This window comes from Fibrobacter sp. UWB12 (assembly GCF_900142485.1).
Classification (GTDB): domain Bacteria; phylum Fibrobacterota; class Fibrobacteria; order Fibrobacterales; family Fibrobacteraceae; genus Fibrobacter.
On the sequence record NZ_FRAZ01000007.1, the window covers coordinates 156,004 to 168,791 of the forward strand.

The following is a 12,788-nucleotide window of genomic DNA, read 5'->3' on the forward strand; positions in this document are numbered from 1 at the left end:
AAAAAAGTCGGCGGAAGCCGACTTTTTCGTTTTCAGAGCAGAAGGAAGTAAAAGTTATTCCTTGTCGGCCTTGACATCGGTCCATTTGGCGTTATTGCCGATGTTGCGGATGAGGCGGAAACCGCCGGAATAACCTGTATATCGATCCTCAGAACGATAACTATAGTTTATCCTTTTCCAATCGTGAAAAAGGCCTCCACCCTTCAAACAAGACGGACAATCCCTACCTTTTTTTAAACAGTATGGACAGTCGTTTCGGTAACATTCTATATCTTCCTCATGTCTATTATCTATAACTACTGTTATCATTAAACCTTCAACAATAGGTCTTAACCAATTGTGATCTTCTAAAAGAACGTGTTCTTCCACCAAGCCCAAAACATCATACAGGCCATAACCATTAGGGAGTAATTGACCTACTGGTTCTGTTTTTACATGTTCCTTATATTTGGCAAATCTTGCATATTTCGTAACGTCTTTTATTTTAGCGGAATTATTGCACCAAGGCTTGGCCTTTTTTTCTCCACCGCGAGCAAGCATCATCCATTCGTCATAATACGGTAGCCGGTAACCATCAGAAGTTGAATCAGCGCTAACATGAATTGCTTTTTCTTCATGATTGGAAAAATCATAAGACATAATGATATATTGATGCAATGGCCCTTTGCGTTGTTTAGTAGACTCACGATAGTATATTGCAACATATTGATATCGCGGATTGATTATTGAATCGTCATATTCACCTGATTCAGGTTCAATTATTTTTATATATCTATCTTTAGTCGCAGAAAAATTATAATATGGCTTCAATCCTTCTCGAATGCTGCGCGCATTGGCATACTTCATTGCCATATACAAAGAAATCATATTTGCCGCAGAATCATGGGCATCGCATTTTTCGTTACGCATGCTGGACTTTTTTCTTTCTGACCATTCTTTTTCAATCTGATGATCCTTTGGATTTAAGGGAATTTCATCCCACATTAATTGAGTGATTTCGCAATTGGTAACCGGGTATTCATCTACTAGATAAGTTCCTGTAACAGACACCGTCTTTGTGTCAGACGCATGCATTTGACGACGGTCATTACCATATAAAGTTTCTTCATTTTTGAAGTTCAAATACTTCATGCCGACTACTAGATTAATTTTATAGGCACTGTCAGAATCAAAAAACTTCACATTAATTGAGTTGACACCGACAAGCGTCGGAACCTGGATTTTCAGGCACGAATCATTGAGAATTTCGGTATCCAACGAGGTTTCCCACATGTGGACTTTCGAATCAATGCAAATTTTGAGGGAATCGTTCTTTTCGACCTCGAGCCATGTTTCGGCTTTTAATGAACTGCGATTTAAAGAAATATACTTCACCTTATCTGAACATGCTGTACAAAACAATGAGCAAGCAATGCAAAGGAAAATACATAAAATCGATATTTTTATTTTCAAGATATTCATCAATGTCAAACCTTCAACTATTCGAGCAAATCATAGTAAAATCTATCCGTAGACTTTTTAATGCACAAGACAACGGCATCATCGAAATTTCCGATATCATTTTCGTTTTTCGAAAACAGCAACGGCTTGCCTTTTGAATTTGTCATCGTCTGGAATACATAAAAACCATCTTCTTCGCCATTTCTATAAAGCACGAAATTCACCGGTTTAAAATCGTATGGAGTCTTGTCTTCTTTTCGCATAGACAAGCGAATTTTCAACGAGTCGTACTCGGTCATGGAACTTTTAATCACATAGGCCTTGATGACTCTCGACAAACGTCTATTTATAAGCGTCGATCTTTCCAAAGCAGAGGGAATAGAATCCATCAATGGTATTTTAGGATATATGGGATTTACAAATCCATTTTCGCTAAGTTCACCATACACAATACCGGAGAACGTCACGGGAATGGATTCCGTCAGCAATACTTTTTCTTCACTAGAATTTTTATCCGAGCATGCAACGCATAAAATAACATATAACGACAATACTACGGTTTTCAAGATATTCATACAAACACCTCCCAAATTGATTTTATAAAAGCAACCTACAAAATCAAACTCAAGAGATGTGACGTTCTAAATGAATTAGTATGTAAAATAAAATTGTGTTTTTTTCGTTTTACAAGATGGTGACCCCGCAACAAAGTGCGGGGTGACAATGAGAAAGTGTGTTGCATGACAAGATGCAAAAAAAGTCGGCGGAGGCCGACTTTTCATTAAACAATGTGACTGGATCCTTCAACCCTTACGGGTTTCAGGATGACAAATTTCATAGATTGCTTCGTCGCTTTGCTCCTCGCAATGACGTTTGTAGCTTTGCTCGTGGCAGGCTTGCTTTGCTCCTCGCAATGACGTTAGCAGGGACGTTCGCTAATTACTTCTTGCTGGCGAGTTCGTCTTCGAGTTTCTTGTTGCGGCTGTCCTGCATTTCGCAGATGTTCTTGAGATTGTTGATTTCTGCGTTCTGCTTGGCCACCTGATCCTTGAGGTCTTCGCACTTGGCGGCGTAGGTCTGTTCGGATTCGATGCGGCTGTTCAGCTCTTTGCGGAGGCTGTCCACGGAATTGCGGAGCTTTTCGACGGCATCGTCGGCATCCTTGATAACCGGATTATCGCAAGTTTCGTTTTCATCGCAAGAACAGCACTTAAAAAACTTCTTTGTAATCGCAACTGTCGCAGCAGCACCGAGAATGGCACCGACTAAAAAGCTATTCGTTTTCATGGTCAAACTCCTTGTAATTAAATCCACCTAATAATATCCATTCTAAGAACGTAAAAGTCAAGAATTTTTTAGAAAAACGCCTTTTTTTTCGAGAAAAAATCGCCATTATCGCCAAATGTTTATACAAGAAATAATGGTTTCTATCGCCTTCGGCTCCAGAATGACAGGTCAAGGATAACGGTTCCAGCATGACATTGCAAAATGATTATAAAATTCTTATATTGCATGTGGGGTTTATAGGTGCATATGGCCAATCCGCTTTATTCAGTTCTTTCATTTACTTGTGCTCTCGTCTTGCTGATTTTCATGAATCAGTTCAAGTTGGTATTGGACAAAAGCGAAAAAACCGACAAGGACTTTTCACGGCTTTCGTACTGGGTGACCTTCTTCTGCCTTCAAGACGGCGTTTGGGGCCTTTTCGGTAGCGGCACCATTTTCAACATCGAATACTTTTTCATTTCGTCATCCATTTCACACGCGGCAGCGGCAATACTCGCCTACATCTGGCTGAGCTATATCCTCAATTTTATCAATATCGAACGCGACAAGGCAATCCCGGCCAAGATGCTTTCGATTTCGCTTGTCTTGTTCCAGCTTGTATTACTCGTAATAAATTACAGGTCCAGGTTCATTTTCGACGTTTCTGCCGAAGGCGTTTATATTGTACGTGCAGGCAGGAACCTCCTCTACTACAGCCAATATTTCACGTTCTTCGTCATCGGTCTTTTTACAGCATACAGGATTGCGAGTGCAAAAAACGTCGGCACACGACGTCACTACGCTGCGGGTTTTTTATTTATTCTCGCCCCCGTCCTTTGCGGTCTGCTCCAGAAAGTGTATATCCTCGCTCCTTGCGACTCTATCGGATTCATGCTCGGTTGCTGCACAATCTATGCATTCTTCATTTCAAAAATCAGCAGGAACAGAGACCTTTCGCAAAGGGCTGTCATCATCTCCGGACTCTCCGCCGACTATGACTTGGTCGTGTACGTGAACACGGCCAAAAAACAAGCCAAGTATTTCCAGGTGAGCGAAAAGTTCGCCCCCCTTCTTTGGGAAGGCCGCAATTCATCGGATCCCAAGAGCTTTGACGACCTGATGAGACGCATTTACGTTCCCAACGAGTTTAGCGAATTTATTGAAAAATCGACCCTCGACAAGTGCATCGATATCTTGCAGACGGCCCCTTACTACACGATTCCATTCCTTGCAAATATTGACGAACGCACGGAACACTACCGCTTAAAAATTGCAAGCGACAAGAGCAATTCACAAGCTTTTATTGTCGGTATTACGAACGTCGAAGAAGAACACCGCCTCGAAGAAACCGCCCAAAAGTTAAGAAAGGACCTCCAGCATACAAAGCTTATCGCGAACAAGGACCCGCTCACAGGAATCGGGAGCGCCGCCGCATTCAAGGTCAAATGTAATCTTATCGACAATCAAATTAAGCAAGGGCACAAAATCAGGTTCGCTATTGTAGAATGCGACGTAAACGACTTGAAATACATGAACGACAACTTCGGACACGACATGGGTAACGAATACCTCAAGAATTGTTGCAAGGTTTTCTGCAATGTGTTTAGCCACAGCCCCGTATTCCGCATCGGTGGCGACGAATTTGTCATCATCCTTTACGATACTCAATACGAACAACGTACTGAATTATTCGAAAAGCTCAGAACATCCGTCAATCTCAAGTCAAAATCCCCGAAAGAACGTATTTCGTTTGCAGCGGGAATGGCAGACTACAGCAGTCAAATTGACGAAAGCGTAAAGGACGTGCTCAAACGCGCGGATACCTTTATGTACATCGACAAGAGCAAAATGAAAAAAGGACGTTAAGAAAAAACCCCGAGTCGAATGACTCGGGGCTTTTCAGCGGGAAGAGCGAGATTCGAACTCGCGATAGGATTAAGTCCTATACGTCCTTAGCAGGGACGCGCCTTCGGCCAACTCGGCCATCTTCCCATCTTGGGGACACTAATTTTAAAAAATTTTCAGCAAATTTTCAAGGGGTAAGAGCCAATTTCGTTGTTTTTCCTTGCAAATAAGCGTATTTTTTACATGATGAGTCCCATTTCACAGGACACACCCCAAAAACTTTTATATCTTGTAAGTCGTTAACAGTCAATAAGTTACGTAAAATATGAATAAGTTTGTCAAAATTACAGTTGCTTTCTTTCTCGTAGCCTTGATATGCTACATTCCCTTTTATATTGTCGTGTTCAAAATCCTCCCCGAACGCGACCCGGACAACCTTTTCAACCGCACGACCATTTTGCAGGTGCTCTCGGGCGAAACCCGCGTTTTCTATGAAGACGGTGAAAACCTGTTGGGAGCCTTCTTTGACGCAAACCACCGTGTTTACGTCCCCTACGGCGATATTCCGGTAAACCTCATTAACGCCCTTATTGCAGCCGAAGACTCCCGTTACTGGACCCACAACGGCTACGACCTCAAGGGATTCATGCGCGCCATGGTCAACAACGTCAAATCCGGAAGGATGAGCCAAGGCGGTTCCTCGCTTACGCAGCAGGCCGTCAAGAACATTTTTGGCCGCGAAGAACGTAGCGTCAAGGAAAAGCTGAAGGAATTCTTGAACGCGCTCCGCATGGAAAAGCATTTTTCCAAGGAAGACATCCTGGAATTCTACCTGAACCAGTTCCACGTTTCGGGTACGGGTAAAGGCGTTGCCATTGCAGCTCAATACTTCTTCAACAAGGAACTCAAGGACCTGACGCTTGCCGAATGCGCATTCATCGCAGGCTCGGTCAAGGGCCCGTTCAACTACGACCCGTTCATCCAGCGCACCGAAGAACGCAGGCAGAAAGCTCTCGAACGCGGAGAAGCACGACTCAAGTACGTGCTCGGACGCATGGTCGAAGAAGGCTACATCGAACAGGCCGACATGGACGCGGCACTTGCAAAGCCATTGGAATTTAACCACGGCAACTTCCGCTTTACCATGAGCACAACGCTCGAACGCTTGGAAGAACGCCTCGACAGCGACTTTTTCCACGAACTTTTCCAGCAGGAAGGCATCGAGGACTGGCGTAAGGCACAGCTCGAAATCACGACAACTTTGAATGCCAAGTCGCAAGATGCTGCCAAGCGCGCATTGCAGACAAACATCAGCAACCTGCAATTGCAACTCGGCGGTTTTGTACTCCCCAAGGCTCAATTTGCAAACCGCGCCCGCAACGCCCGCAAAGGCGACTACCTGTACGGCGCCGTGGATAGCGTATTCTACGATACTACCGGCAGGCTCCAATCGCTCAAGCTCAACTTCGGACAGCTCAAGGGCATTGTCACGGAACAGGCGGTCAACGATTTTGCAAAACTCGCCGGCGGCGATGTGAACAAGATTCTCGCGACCCAGCTCAAGCCGGGCGCCATTCTCCTCGTGAGCATTATCGACGAAACTCCGATCGATGGTTACGCTCCGTGCAAAATCGAAACGGAACCGGTACTGCAAGGCGCCCTGGTCGCCATCCAGAACGGCAAGGTGCTCGCCAGCCAAGGCGGGTTCCATAACACCGGATTTGACCGTAGCTTCAAGGCTCTCCGCCAGCTCGGTTCTAGCTGGAAGCCGATTCTTTACGCACTAGCTCTCAAGTACCACTGGAACTACCTCGACAATCTCGAAAACGAATTCAACGCATTCCAATACGGCAACCAGTTCTACTTCCCGCGCCCGGACCACAAGAACAAGGGTGACGTTGTAAGCATCGCTTGGGCTGCCACGCGTTCTGAAAACATTGCAAGTATTTGGCTTCTGGAACATCTTTTAGACAAACTCTCCGACAAGGAATTCGAGGACGTTGCCCGCGAAAACGGTTTTGCCCGCGAACCTGGCGAAGAACGTATCAAGTTTGTTGAACGACTGCGCGACAAGTACGGTCTCATGATGAAAGAAGAAGTCAAGCGTGAAATCGAATTCACGAAGGCACGCGACGCACTTGTAGAGCGTTACATGAACGATGGCAAGATTTTGCAGGCTCGCGCCGTGCAGAATTTGCGTTACGGCATGTTCAACGACATCGGGCTAAAACAAGCAAAGAGAGACCCGAAGATTACAAAGTATGTCAACCACAACTTTAAACGTTATTCTGAAATTTGGCGCGCCCGTGAAATTCAGGAACTCGACCCTGATGAATCTGTAAACTTGCAGCCGCTTGATTCCGTGCAACTTATAGACAACTTCACACTTGCAGACTTTAAGCGCTTGAACGCCATGATTGAGCCTGTAGACAGCGATGCCGATTACTACGACATGGCTCATTTGCGTTACTGGCCGGATTACCGCCGTGCACTCTCGATGGCCGACTACGCACGCTTTGCAAATGAAATCGGTATCCGTCAAAAGTTGCAAAGAGTGTTCAGTATGCCGCTCGGCGTAAACGACATTACGCTTGCAGAAATCAGCACCGCCTACCAGACCATTCTCACCGGTAAAATTTTCAAATGCAAGGATGCTGATTGGACGGAACCCTGCTTTATCAAGGAAATCCGCAACCGCGATGGACGCGTCATCTTTAGAAACAAGATGGAATCGAAAGTTGTGCTCGACGACACTGTAACGACTCAAGTCGGCGTCATGTTGCGCTCCGTATTTACGAATGGTACGGCTCATAGCCAGCTTTCGGCACTCAGCATCAAGAATCCCGAAGGCGCTTCCAAGCTCCGCTTCCCGGTAATGGGCAAGACGGGTACAACAAACGATTACAGGAACGTGGCTTTCTTGGGCGCGCTCCCGACATACGTCAAGGAAAAGAACGGCGTAGCACTGGATAGCGTTATTGCTATCGGAAGCTATGTAGGCTTTGACGATAACAAACCTTTGAAATCGGGACGTACACGTATTGCAGGTGCTTCGGGTGGCCTTCCGCAATGGGCTGCATTTGCAAAAGAAGAAATGGACATTCTCGGGCTCCCGAAACAGATTGACTTCCTAGACATTTCGATGCTCGCCACAGGCGAAGTTCCGCTGATGCTGACAAACGAACGCGGAGAACTCACAGTTGACCCGATGACAGGTGAAGCTTTGGTGAACGGCGAAAAAGGTCGCCCGCTCCCGTGGCTTGACGTTCCGGGATTCACGCCGCCGCAAGTGCAAAAGATTGCCGCAGAAACTATTGCAAAGTCGGGAATTGTCGTAAGCTTGCCGATGCCGCAAACAAGCACGCCTCCGCAAACGGGAACCGCAACAGATTCCACAGCGAAAGCACAGGGAACCGCTCCCAGCGTGGCACAGCCCGCTACTGCCCAGCAGACTCAGCAAGCAATCCCTGCTGATGCAAGGCCTGTTTCCGAAGTCATGAAGGCCGATTCTATCAAGCGCGCCACAGAAGAAGCGGCCACAACACAGCCGAAGCCCGCAACCCCAGCGCCAAGCGTAGCTCCGCAGCAAGGAACAGCGCAAGTCGTTACGGTTCCGCAAACGGTCAAGGAGATTCAGCCGCCCAAGCCGCAAGCCGCCATGCCCAAGGATGACGACTGGGATTTGCCGGAAAACTTCAACAGCAAAAATGCATTTGTTCCTATCGAAGTTGATACAGAATAGAATAATCGAAAATGTAATGAAATTACATTCTATTCTCACAAAAATGGCCATTAGAGCTCAATAAAGGCAAAACGGAGCCCTAAGCCACAAAAACCTAAATAAAGCCCCCCGGTGACACGAATCACGGGGGTTTTATTGTACTGCAATTCTACATATATATTTCTGGTTACCCTAAAAAAAGAGGTAGCCAAAATGAATTTCTTGAAGAATATCCTTTTCGTATTCTTACTAACAAGTTCACTCATTTGCAGTGCAAATGCTGCACAAAATTCCTCAACATTTTCCAAGTTCGAATCTAAATTCGACAACATTGATTTTTATAAAAATATCGTTGCAAATAAAAGTAGCGATACAGAAGCCGAGCCCGGTAAAGATGGCATAATTCTTGGAAGTGGCCTCACCGTTTTCGGGATTTTGTGTTTCATGTCTGCAACAAGCCCGAACGAATCCAAGGACAAATCGAACAAGAAATCCAAAGAACGCATTGGCGATGCTGTGGGCGAAGCTGTAGAAGCCGGCAAGTTGACGTTCATGGGCGTCATTTGCACGCTAATCGGGCTACCTATTTTAATATACAATGGATATAAATACAGTCAGCAGGCACAAGAAAAGACGTAATAAAACATCCGGAATTTTCTATCTTTTGGATAGAACTTTTTCGGAGCGTTTCATGTCTAAATCAACTATTTTCGTTCAGATAGCTTCATTTACCGCTGCGATTTCGCTCACGGCATGTATTGGAACAAGCCAATGCCCGGCTCCAGAAGCAACACCCGTACAAAAGCCGATTATTTTAGGGCAAGACACCATTCAATCTGCAGAAACGCAAACCGGCACACATACCGAAATGCAGGTCGTTACTGGCGATAGCGCAACGCAGTTGCTCGACCAATTCAACTTGCCCGCCCCGAGCCAAGACCAAACGCCATCCGTTATTGTACAAACTAGAGTCGATACCGTTTTGATGATGTTGCCGCCGTGCGACAAGACGCATTTTTCGCATTGCACGCTCGAAACGACAATGGATCCGTACAAGGCATTCCCGGCACTCGCAAACTACGTTTTTAGCTACGCCGACACGCTCAGCAGAGCAGGCCAAACAGATTCCGCATCTGTTATTCTAAACAGTTTCTCATCCATCGCCCCCATGTGGCAAGAATGGCAAGCTTACTCGGATACATTGCGCAACGACTTTGGAAAGCGCCGTGAAGAAAAAGCAAAAGAATTTGAATCCATGGCACTCCAGATTCAAAACATGAACCGTGTACAGGCCTCGTACAGCATGGTTTCCGAAACCGCCGACAGTTTGATTGCACAACTCGCTCCGGGCGATTCGCTCGCAAACTGGGCAGCCGGGCAAAAGAAAATCGCTTATACGAACACGCTCAAAAAAGCAACAAAGGAATTTAACGAAATCAAAGTTCTGGCCGACGAAAAGGCACAATTTGCCGAAGCCCGCAAGCAGACAGAGACATTCCGCATCCGTTACCGCGATTTCGAAGACACGCTGCATGTGCAAGATTTCTTGAAGCATGTCGATGAACTTGAAAAATCGCTCGATTCTGAAACTGCAAAAATGTGGGAAAAGAACGACCCCGAAAAGGCTCTCGCTCAAGCAGACACGCTTATTGCAAACGAAAAGTTCGAAAAAGCAAAGGACTTGTTGAATAAGCTCAAATCGAGCAAGTACCGCAAAGAAGCAAATGAAAAATACATAGTCCTTGCCGATGCATACTGCAACAAGCAGCGCAAAACGACATCGCAAATTTTTGCCAAGTCCTTAAAGCAGACGGATGAAGCAAAGAAAAAGAAATTGCTGAACGACGCTATTGCACCGCTCGACAAGTGCCTTGCGGAATTCCCGGAAACAACGCAGCGCGAAAAAGTCGAAAGCAACAGAAAGTTTATTGAAAAGGAACTCGCCAAGTGACAGACTGGTGGAATTACGCCCAGTACCCGGCATTCTTTATCTTGGGTGCAGTCGTAAGCCTTATCAACAGCATCGCAGGCGGCGGTTCCACGCTTAGCCTCCCTATCATGATTTTCCTCGGGCTCCCCGCGACTGTCGCAAACGGCACAAACCGCATCGGACTTATCATCGGGAATTTCAGCAGCGCTTTCAATCTTGCGCGTCACGGCTACCTGAACAAGAAAATTTTCTTGCAGCTACTGTTGCCGACATTCTTCGGTGCACTCCTTGGCGCATGCTTCTTGGTCCGCATTGGTGACAAGCTATTTCAAGCAATTCTTGCCGTCGTGATTTGCCTTGTGGTGGTCATGAGTAACTTGCGCAAGGACATTCTCGGAAAGCCTCCTGAGACCCCTCCCGAAAAGCTTACCGTCAAAGGCGCCATCGGATTTTTCGCTATCGCGGTTTACGGATGCATTGTGCAAGTTGGCGTGGGTTTTGTACAAATTTTCGGGCTCACGCGCTACACGGGACTTGATCCGATTCACGTGAACGCCATCAAGAATGCGCTCACGAACGTATTCCTGATTGTAAGCACGGTTGCACTCGGCATCGCAGGGAAAATTGACTGGCCCATCGCCATTATCATGGCTGCAGGCGCCTGGCTTGGCGGTTACCTCGGCAGTTTTACGCAGCGCAAAAAAGGGAACAAGTTCATCCAACGATTCATCAGCGTCTGTAGCATCGGCATGGCGATCGCGCTCGTTGTTGACCTAGTGATGAAGTAATTTTTCACGTTCGCGTTTTTCGCGACGGAGTCTTGCAGTACGGGCTTTAAGCGTTTCCCCAAGACCTGCGCGCAGTTCGCTTTCTATCGCAGAATCTCCTGCGGCAAGCAGTTCCTTTTGCGGGCGCTTTAGCCTTTTGATACGGGCTTCTAGGCGGAGTGCTTTTTCGCGGGTTTCAAGTTCGAACGTGCGCAATACACATTCTGGCGGGAACGATTTAGTAAATCTCGCTCCACGCCCACTGCAATGTTCCTCATAGCGGGCATCGACATCCACGGCATAGCCAGTGTAAATGCGATTGCCCTTGCAACGGAGCATGTAGACGAAGTGAGCTTTAGTCATTGGTCATTAGTCATTAGCCTTTAGAAAAACGCAATTTGAACTGTATATGGAGATGCCGGCTCGGAGGCCGGCATGACATTCCTAAGTTCTAAACTCCACCAACTATTCTTTCTTAGACACGATGCTCATGTAGATTGTGCCAAGAATAGCGGCGCTAAAGCTTCCTAGCAAAATACCAAGTTTTGCGGAATCCTTATTCGCACCATCTTCAAAAGCGAGTCCCGCAACAAAGAGAGCCATGGTAAACCCGATACCGGCAAGCATGCCGCCACCCCAAAGGACTTTCCAGGAGTAACTCGGCTTCTTGGAAACGCCAATCTTCACAGACAGGAGGCTGAAAAGGAAAATGCCAATGGGCTTACCGAAAATGAGAGCAAGAGCCACGGCGCCAAGCACCGGGACATCCAGACCGCCAAGCTTGATTTCGACACCGGCATTTGCAAGCGCAAAAATCGGCATGATAGCAAAGTTCACCCAAGGCACAAGCATCTTGTACAAACGTTCCTGCAAGGAGACACTTTCGCTTGCACCGCGCTTGAGCATCGTAAATACTTCATATTGTTCGTTGCGGTCCTTCGTCTCGCCCGAAAGCACGTTGCCTACGCCACTTGCAAACTGGGCCACCACGCCTTTCGCCACCACGGCCTTTGCGGGCACGGAGAGGCCAAGGAGCACGCCCGCAATCGTCGGGTGAACGCCAGACTTGACAAAGAACGCCCACACGGCAATACCCGTGAAATGGAGCAGCAACATGTTGCGGACACCGATGCGGAAGAACACGTTGAACAAGGCAAGAAGCACAAAGGCCATGCCAAGAGCCGCAAAGTTGATGCCGTCACCGCTCGGGTAACCAATGGCAATCACAAGAATAGCACCGATATCGTCTGCAATAGCAAGGGTTAAAATCATCACGCGGAGCGCATGCGGCACCTTCTTGCCCAAGATTGCCATGCAGCCCACCACAAATGCAATATCCGTTGCCGTGGGGATTCCCCATCCGTGCGAAGTTCCCGGAGGGCAAAGCGCCAAGTAAATCAAAGCCGGGAAAAGCATACCGCCAGCAGCCGCAATAATCGGGAGGCTCGCCGCCTTCGGGTCATGGAGTTCGCCGTAGGTCATTTCGCCCTTGACTTCAAGACCGATATTGAAGAAGAATATCGTCATCAAGGCATCGTTGATGAACCAGTGCAGGTCAGCAGAGCCGACCCAGCTGCCTATGGTCACCACGAACGGCAAATGCCAAAAATGCTCGTACGATGACGGACTGAGATTCGCCCAAATGAGAGCTGCAAGCGTCATAATGATAAGCACTATGCCGCCCGTCGTCTCCACCTTCATCAGGCGTTCAATCGGGGTGATAATCTTACGTACCGGGGTTTCCGGAAACATGTCTTCAATTTTATCGCTGCTAGTTACTCGTGCTGACATACGTTTTTCAATATAGATAACTTTTACA

Annotated in this window: 10 protein-coding genes and 1 tRNA gene; 5 read left to right on the forward strand and 6 right to left on the reverse strand. The window is 46.9% G+C overall.

Annotated elements, in window-relative coordinates; translation table 11 throughout:
- Positions 1-54: 54 nt before the first annotated feature.
- The 3 genes from BUA34_RS12015 to BUA34_RS12025 all read right to left on the reverse strand — a co-directional run bounded on the left by BUA34_RS12015 (position 55) and on the right by BUA34_RS12025 (position 2,727).
- Positions 55-1,461 (reverse strand): formylglycine-generating enzyme family protein, encoded by a 1,407-nt coding sequence (locus BUA34_RS12015; protein ID WP_072829930.1) that lies wholly within the window; start codon positions 1,459-1,461, stop codon positions 55-57.
- A 17-nt stretch (positions 1,462-1,478) separates the two neighbouring features.
- The gene (locus BUA34_RS12020) at positions 1,479-2,015 is read right to left on the reverse strand and encodes a hypothetical protein (protein ID WP_072829932.1); all 537 of its coding nucleotides are present in this window, start codon (positions 2,013-2,015) and stop codon (positions 1,479-1,481) included.
- 364 nt (positions 2,016-2,379) lie between these two features.
- The gene (locus BUA34_RS12025; RefSeq protein ID WP_072829934.1) at positions 2,380-2,727 is read right to left on the reverse strand and encodes a hypothetical protein; all 348 of its coding nucleotides are present in this window, start codon (positions 2,725-2,727) and stop codon (positions 2,380-2,382) included.
- Between the two features lie 246 nt (positions 2,728-2,973).
- Here BUA34_RS12025 and BUA34_RS12030 point away from each other — a divergent pair, with 246 nt between their 5' ends.
- Positions 2,974-4,572, forward strand: a complete 1,599-nt coding sequence (locus BUA34_RS12030; protein WP_072829936.1) for a GGDEF domain-containing protein — start codon at positions 2,974-2,976, stop codon at positions 4,570-4,572.
- Positions 4,573-4,609: 37 nt separating this feature from the next.
- Here BUA34_RS12030 and BUA34_RS12035 read toward each other — a convergent pair.
- Positions 4,610-4,698: transfer RNA gene (locus BUA34_RS12035), tRNA-Ser, on the reverse strand.
- A 178-nt stretch (positions 4,699-4,876) separates the two neighbouring features.
- Between BUA34_RS12035 and BUA34_RS12040 the strand changes: the two genes are divergently transcribed.
- From BUA34_RS12040 to BUA34_RS12055, 4 genes are all read left to right on the forward strand, one after another.
- Positions 4,877-8,293, forward strand: coding sequence for a transglycosylase domain-containing protein (locus tag BUA34_RS12040; RefSeq protein ID WP_072829938.1), 3,417 nt, complete (start codon positions 4,877-4,879; stop codon positions 8,291-8,293).
- Between the two features lie 192 nt (positions 8,294-8,485).
- Positions 8,486-8,911: a hypothetical protein gene (locus BUA34_RS12045; RefSeq protein ID WP_072829940.1), complete on the forward strand. Its 426-nt coding sequence runs from the start codon at positions 8,486-8,488 to the stop codon at positions 8,909-8,911.
- Between the two features lie 52 nt (positions 8,912-8,963).
- Complete coding sequence (locus BUA34_RS12050; RefSeq protein WP_072829942.1) at positions 8,964-10,223, forward strand: hypothetical protein; 1,260 nt, start codon at positions 8,964-8,966, stop codon at positions 10,221-10,223.
- Positions 10,220-10,990, forward strand: a complete 771-nt coding sequence (locus BUA34_RS12055) for a sulfite exporter TauE/SafE family protein (RefSeq protein ID WP_072829945.1) — start codon at positions 10,220-10,222, stop codon at positions 10,988-10,990. Before BUA34_RS12050 ends, BUA34_RS12055 begins: the two co-directional genes overlap by 4 nt.
- Here BUA34_RS12055 and BUA34_RS12060 read toward each other — a convergent pair.
- A complete protein-coding gene (locus BUA34_RS12060) occupies positions 10,976-11,332 on the reverse strand; it encodes a GIY-YIG nuclease family protein (RefSeq protein ID WP_254794460.1) in 357 nt (118 codons plus the stop codon). The two genes, BUA34_RS12055 and BUA34_RS12060, sit on opposite strands and share 15 nt — an antisense overlap.
- Positions 11,333-11,434: 102 nt before the next feature.
- Positions 11,435-12,760 carry a Na+/H+ antiporter NhaA gene (nhaA, locus tag BUA34_RS12065; RefSeq protein WP_072829947.1) on the reverse strand — a complete coding sequence of 442 codons (1,326 nt, stop codon included), beginning with the start codon at positions 12,758-12,760 and terminating at the stop codon, positions 11,435-11,437.
- Positions 12,761-12,788 lie beyond the last annotated feature (28 nt).

Bases quoted from the DNA above. Each gene is read 5' to 3' on its own strand.
- BUA34_RS12040 (WP_072829938.1), top strand. From the start codon at position 4,877: ATGAATAAGTTTGTCAAAATTACAGTTGCTTTCTTTCTCGTAGCCTTG.
- BUA34_RS12045 (WP_072829940.1), top strand. From the start codon at position 8,486: ATGAATTTCTTGAAGAATATCCTTTTCGTATTCTTACTAACAAGTTCA.
- BUA34_RS12030 (WP_072829936.1), top strand. From the start codon at position 2,974: ATGGCCAATCCGCTTTATTCAGTTCTTTCATTTACTTGTGCTCTCGTC.
- nhaA (WP_072829947.1), bottom strand. From the start codon at position 12,760: ATGTCAGCACGAGTAACTAGCAGCGATAAAATTGAAGACATGTTTCCG.
- BUA34_RS12015 (WP_072829930.1), bottom strand. From the start codon at position 1,461: ATGAATATCTTGAAAATAAAAATATCGATTTTATGTATTTTCCTTTGC.
- BUA34_RS12060 (WP_254794460.1), bottom strand. From the start codon at position 11,332: ATGACTAAAGCTCACTTCGTCTACATGCTCCGTTGCAAGGGCAATCGC.
- BUA34_RS12025 (WP_072829934.1), bottom strand. From the start codon at position 2,727: ATGAAAACGAATAGCTTTTTAGTCGGTGCCATTCTCGGTGCTGCTGCG.
- BUA34_RS12020 (WP_072829932.1), bottom strand. From the start codon at position 2,015: ATGAATATCTTGAAAACCGTAGTATTGTCGTTATATGTTATTTTATGC.
- BUA34_RS12050 (WP_072829942.1), top strand. From the start codon at position 8,964: ATGTCTAAATCAACTATTTTCGTTCAGATAGCTTCATTTACCGCTGCG.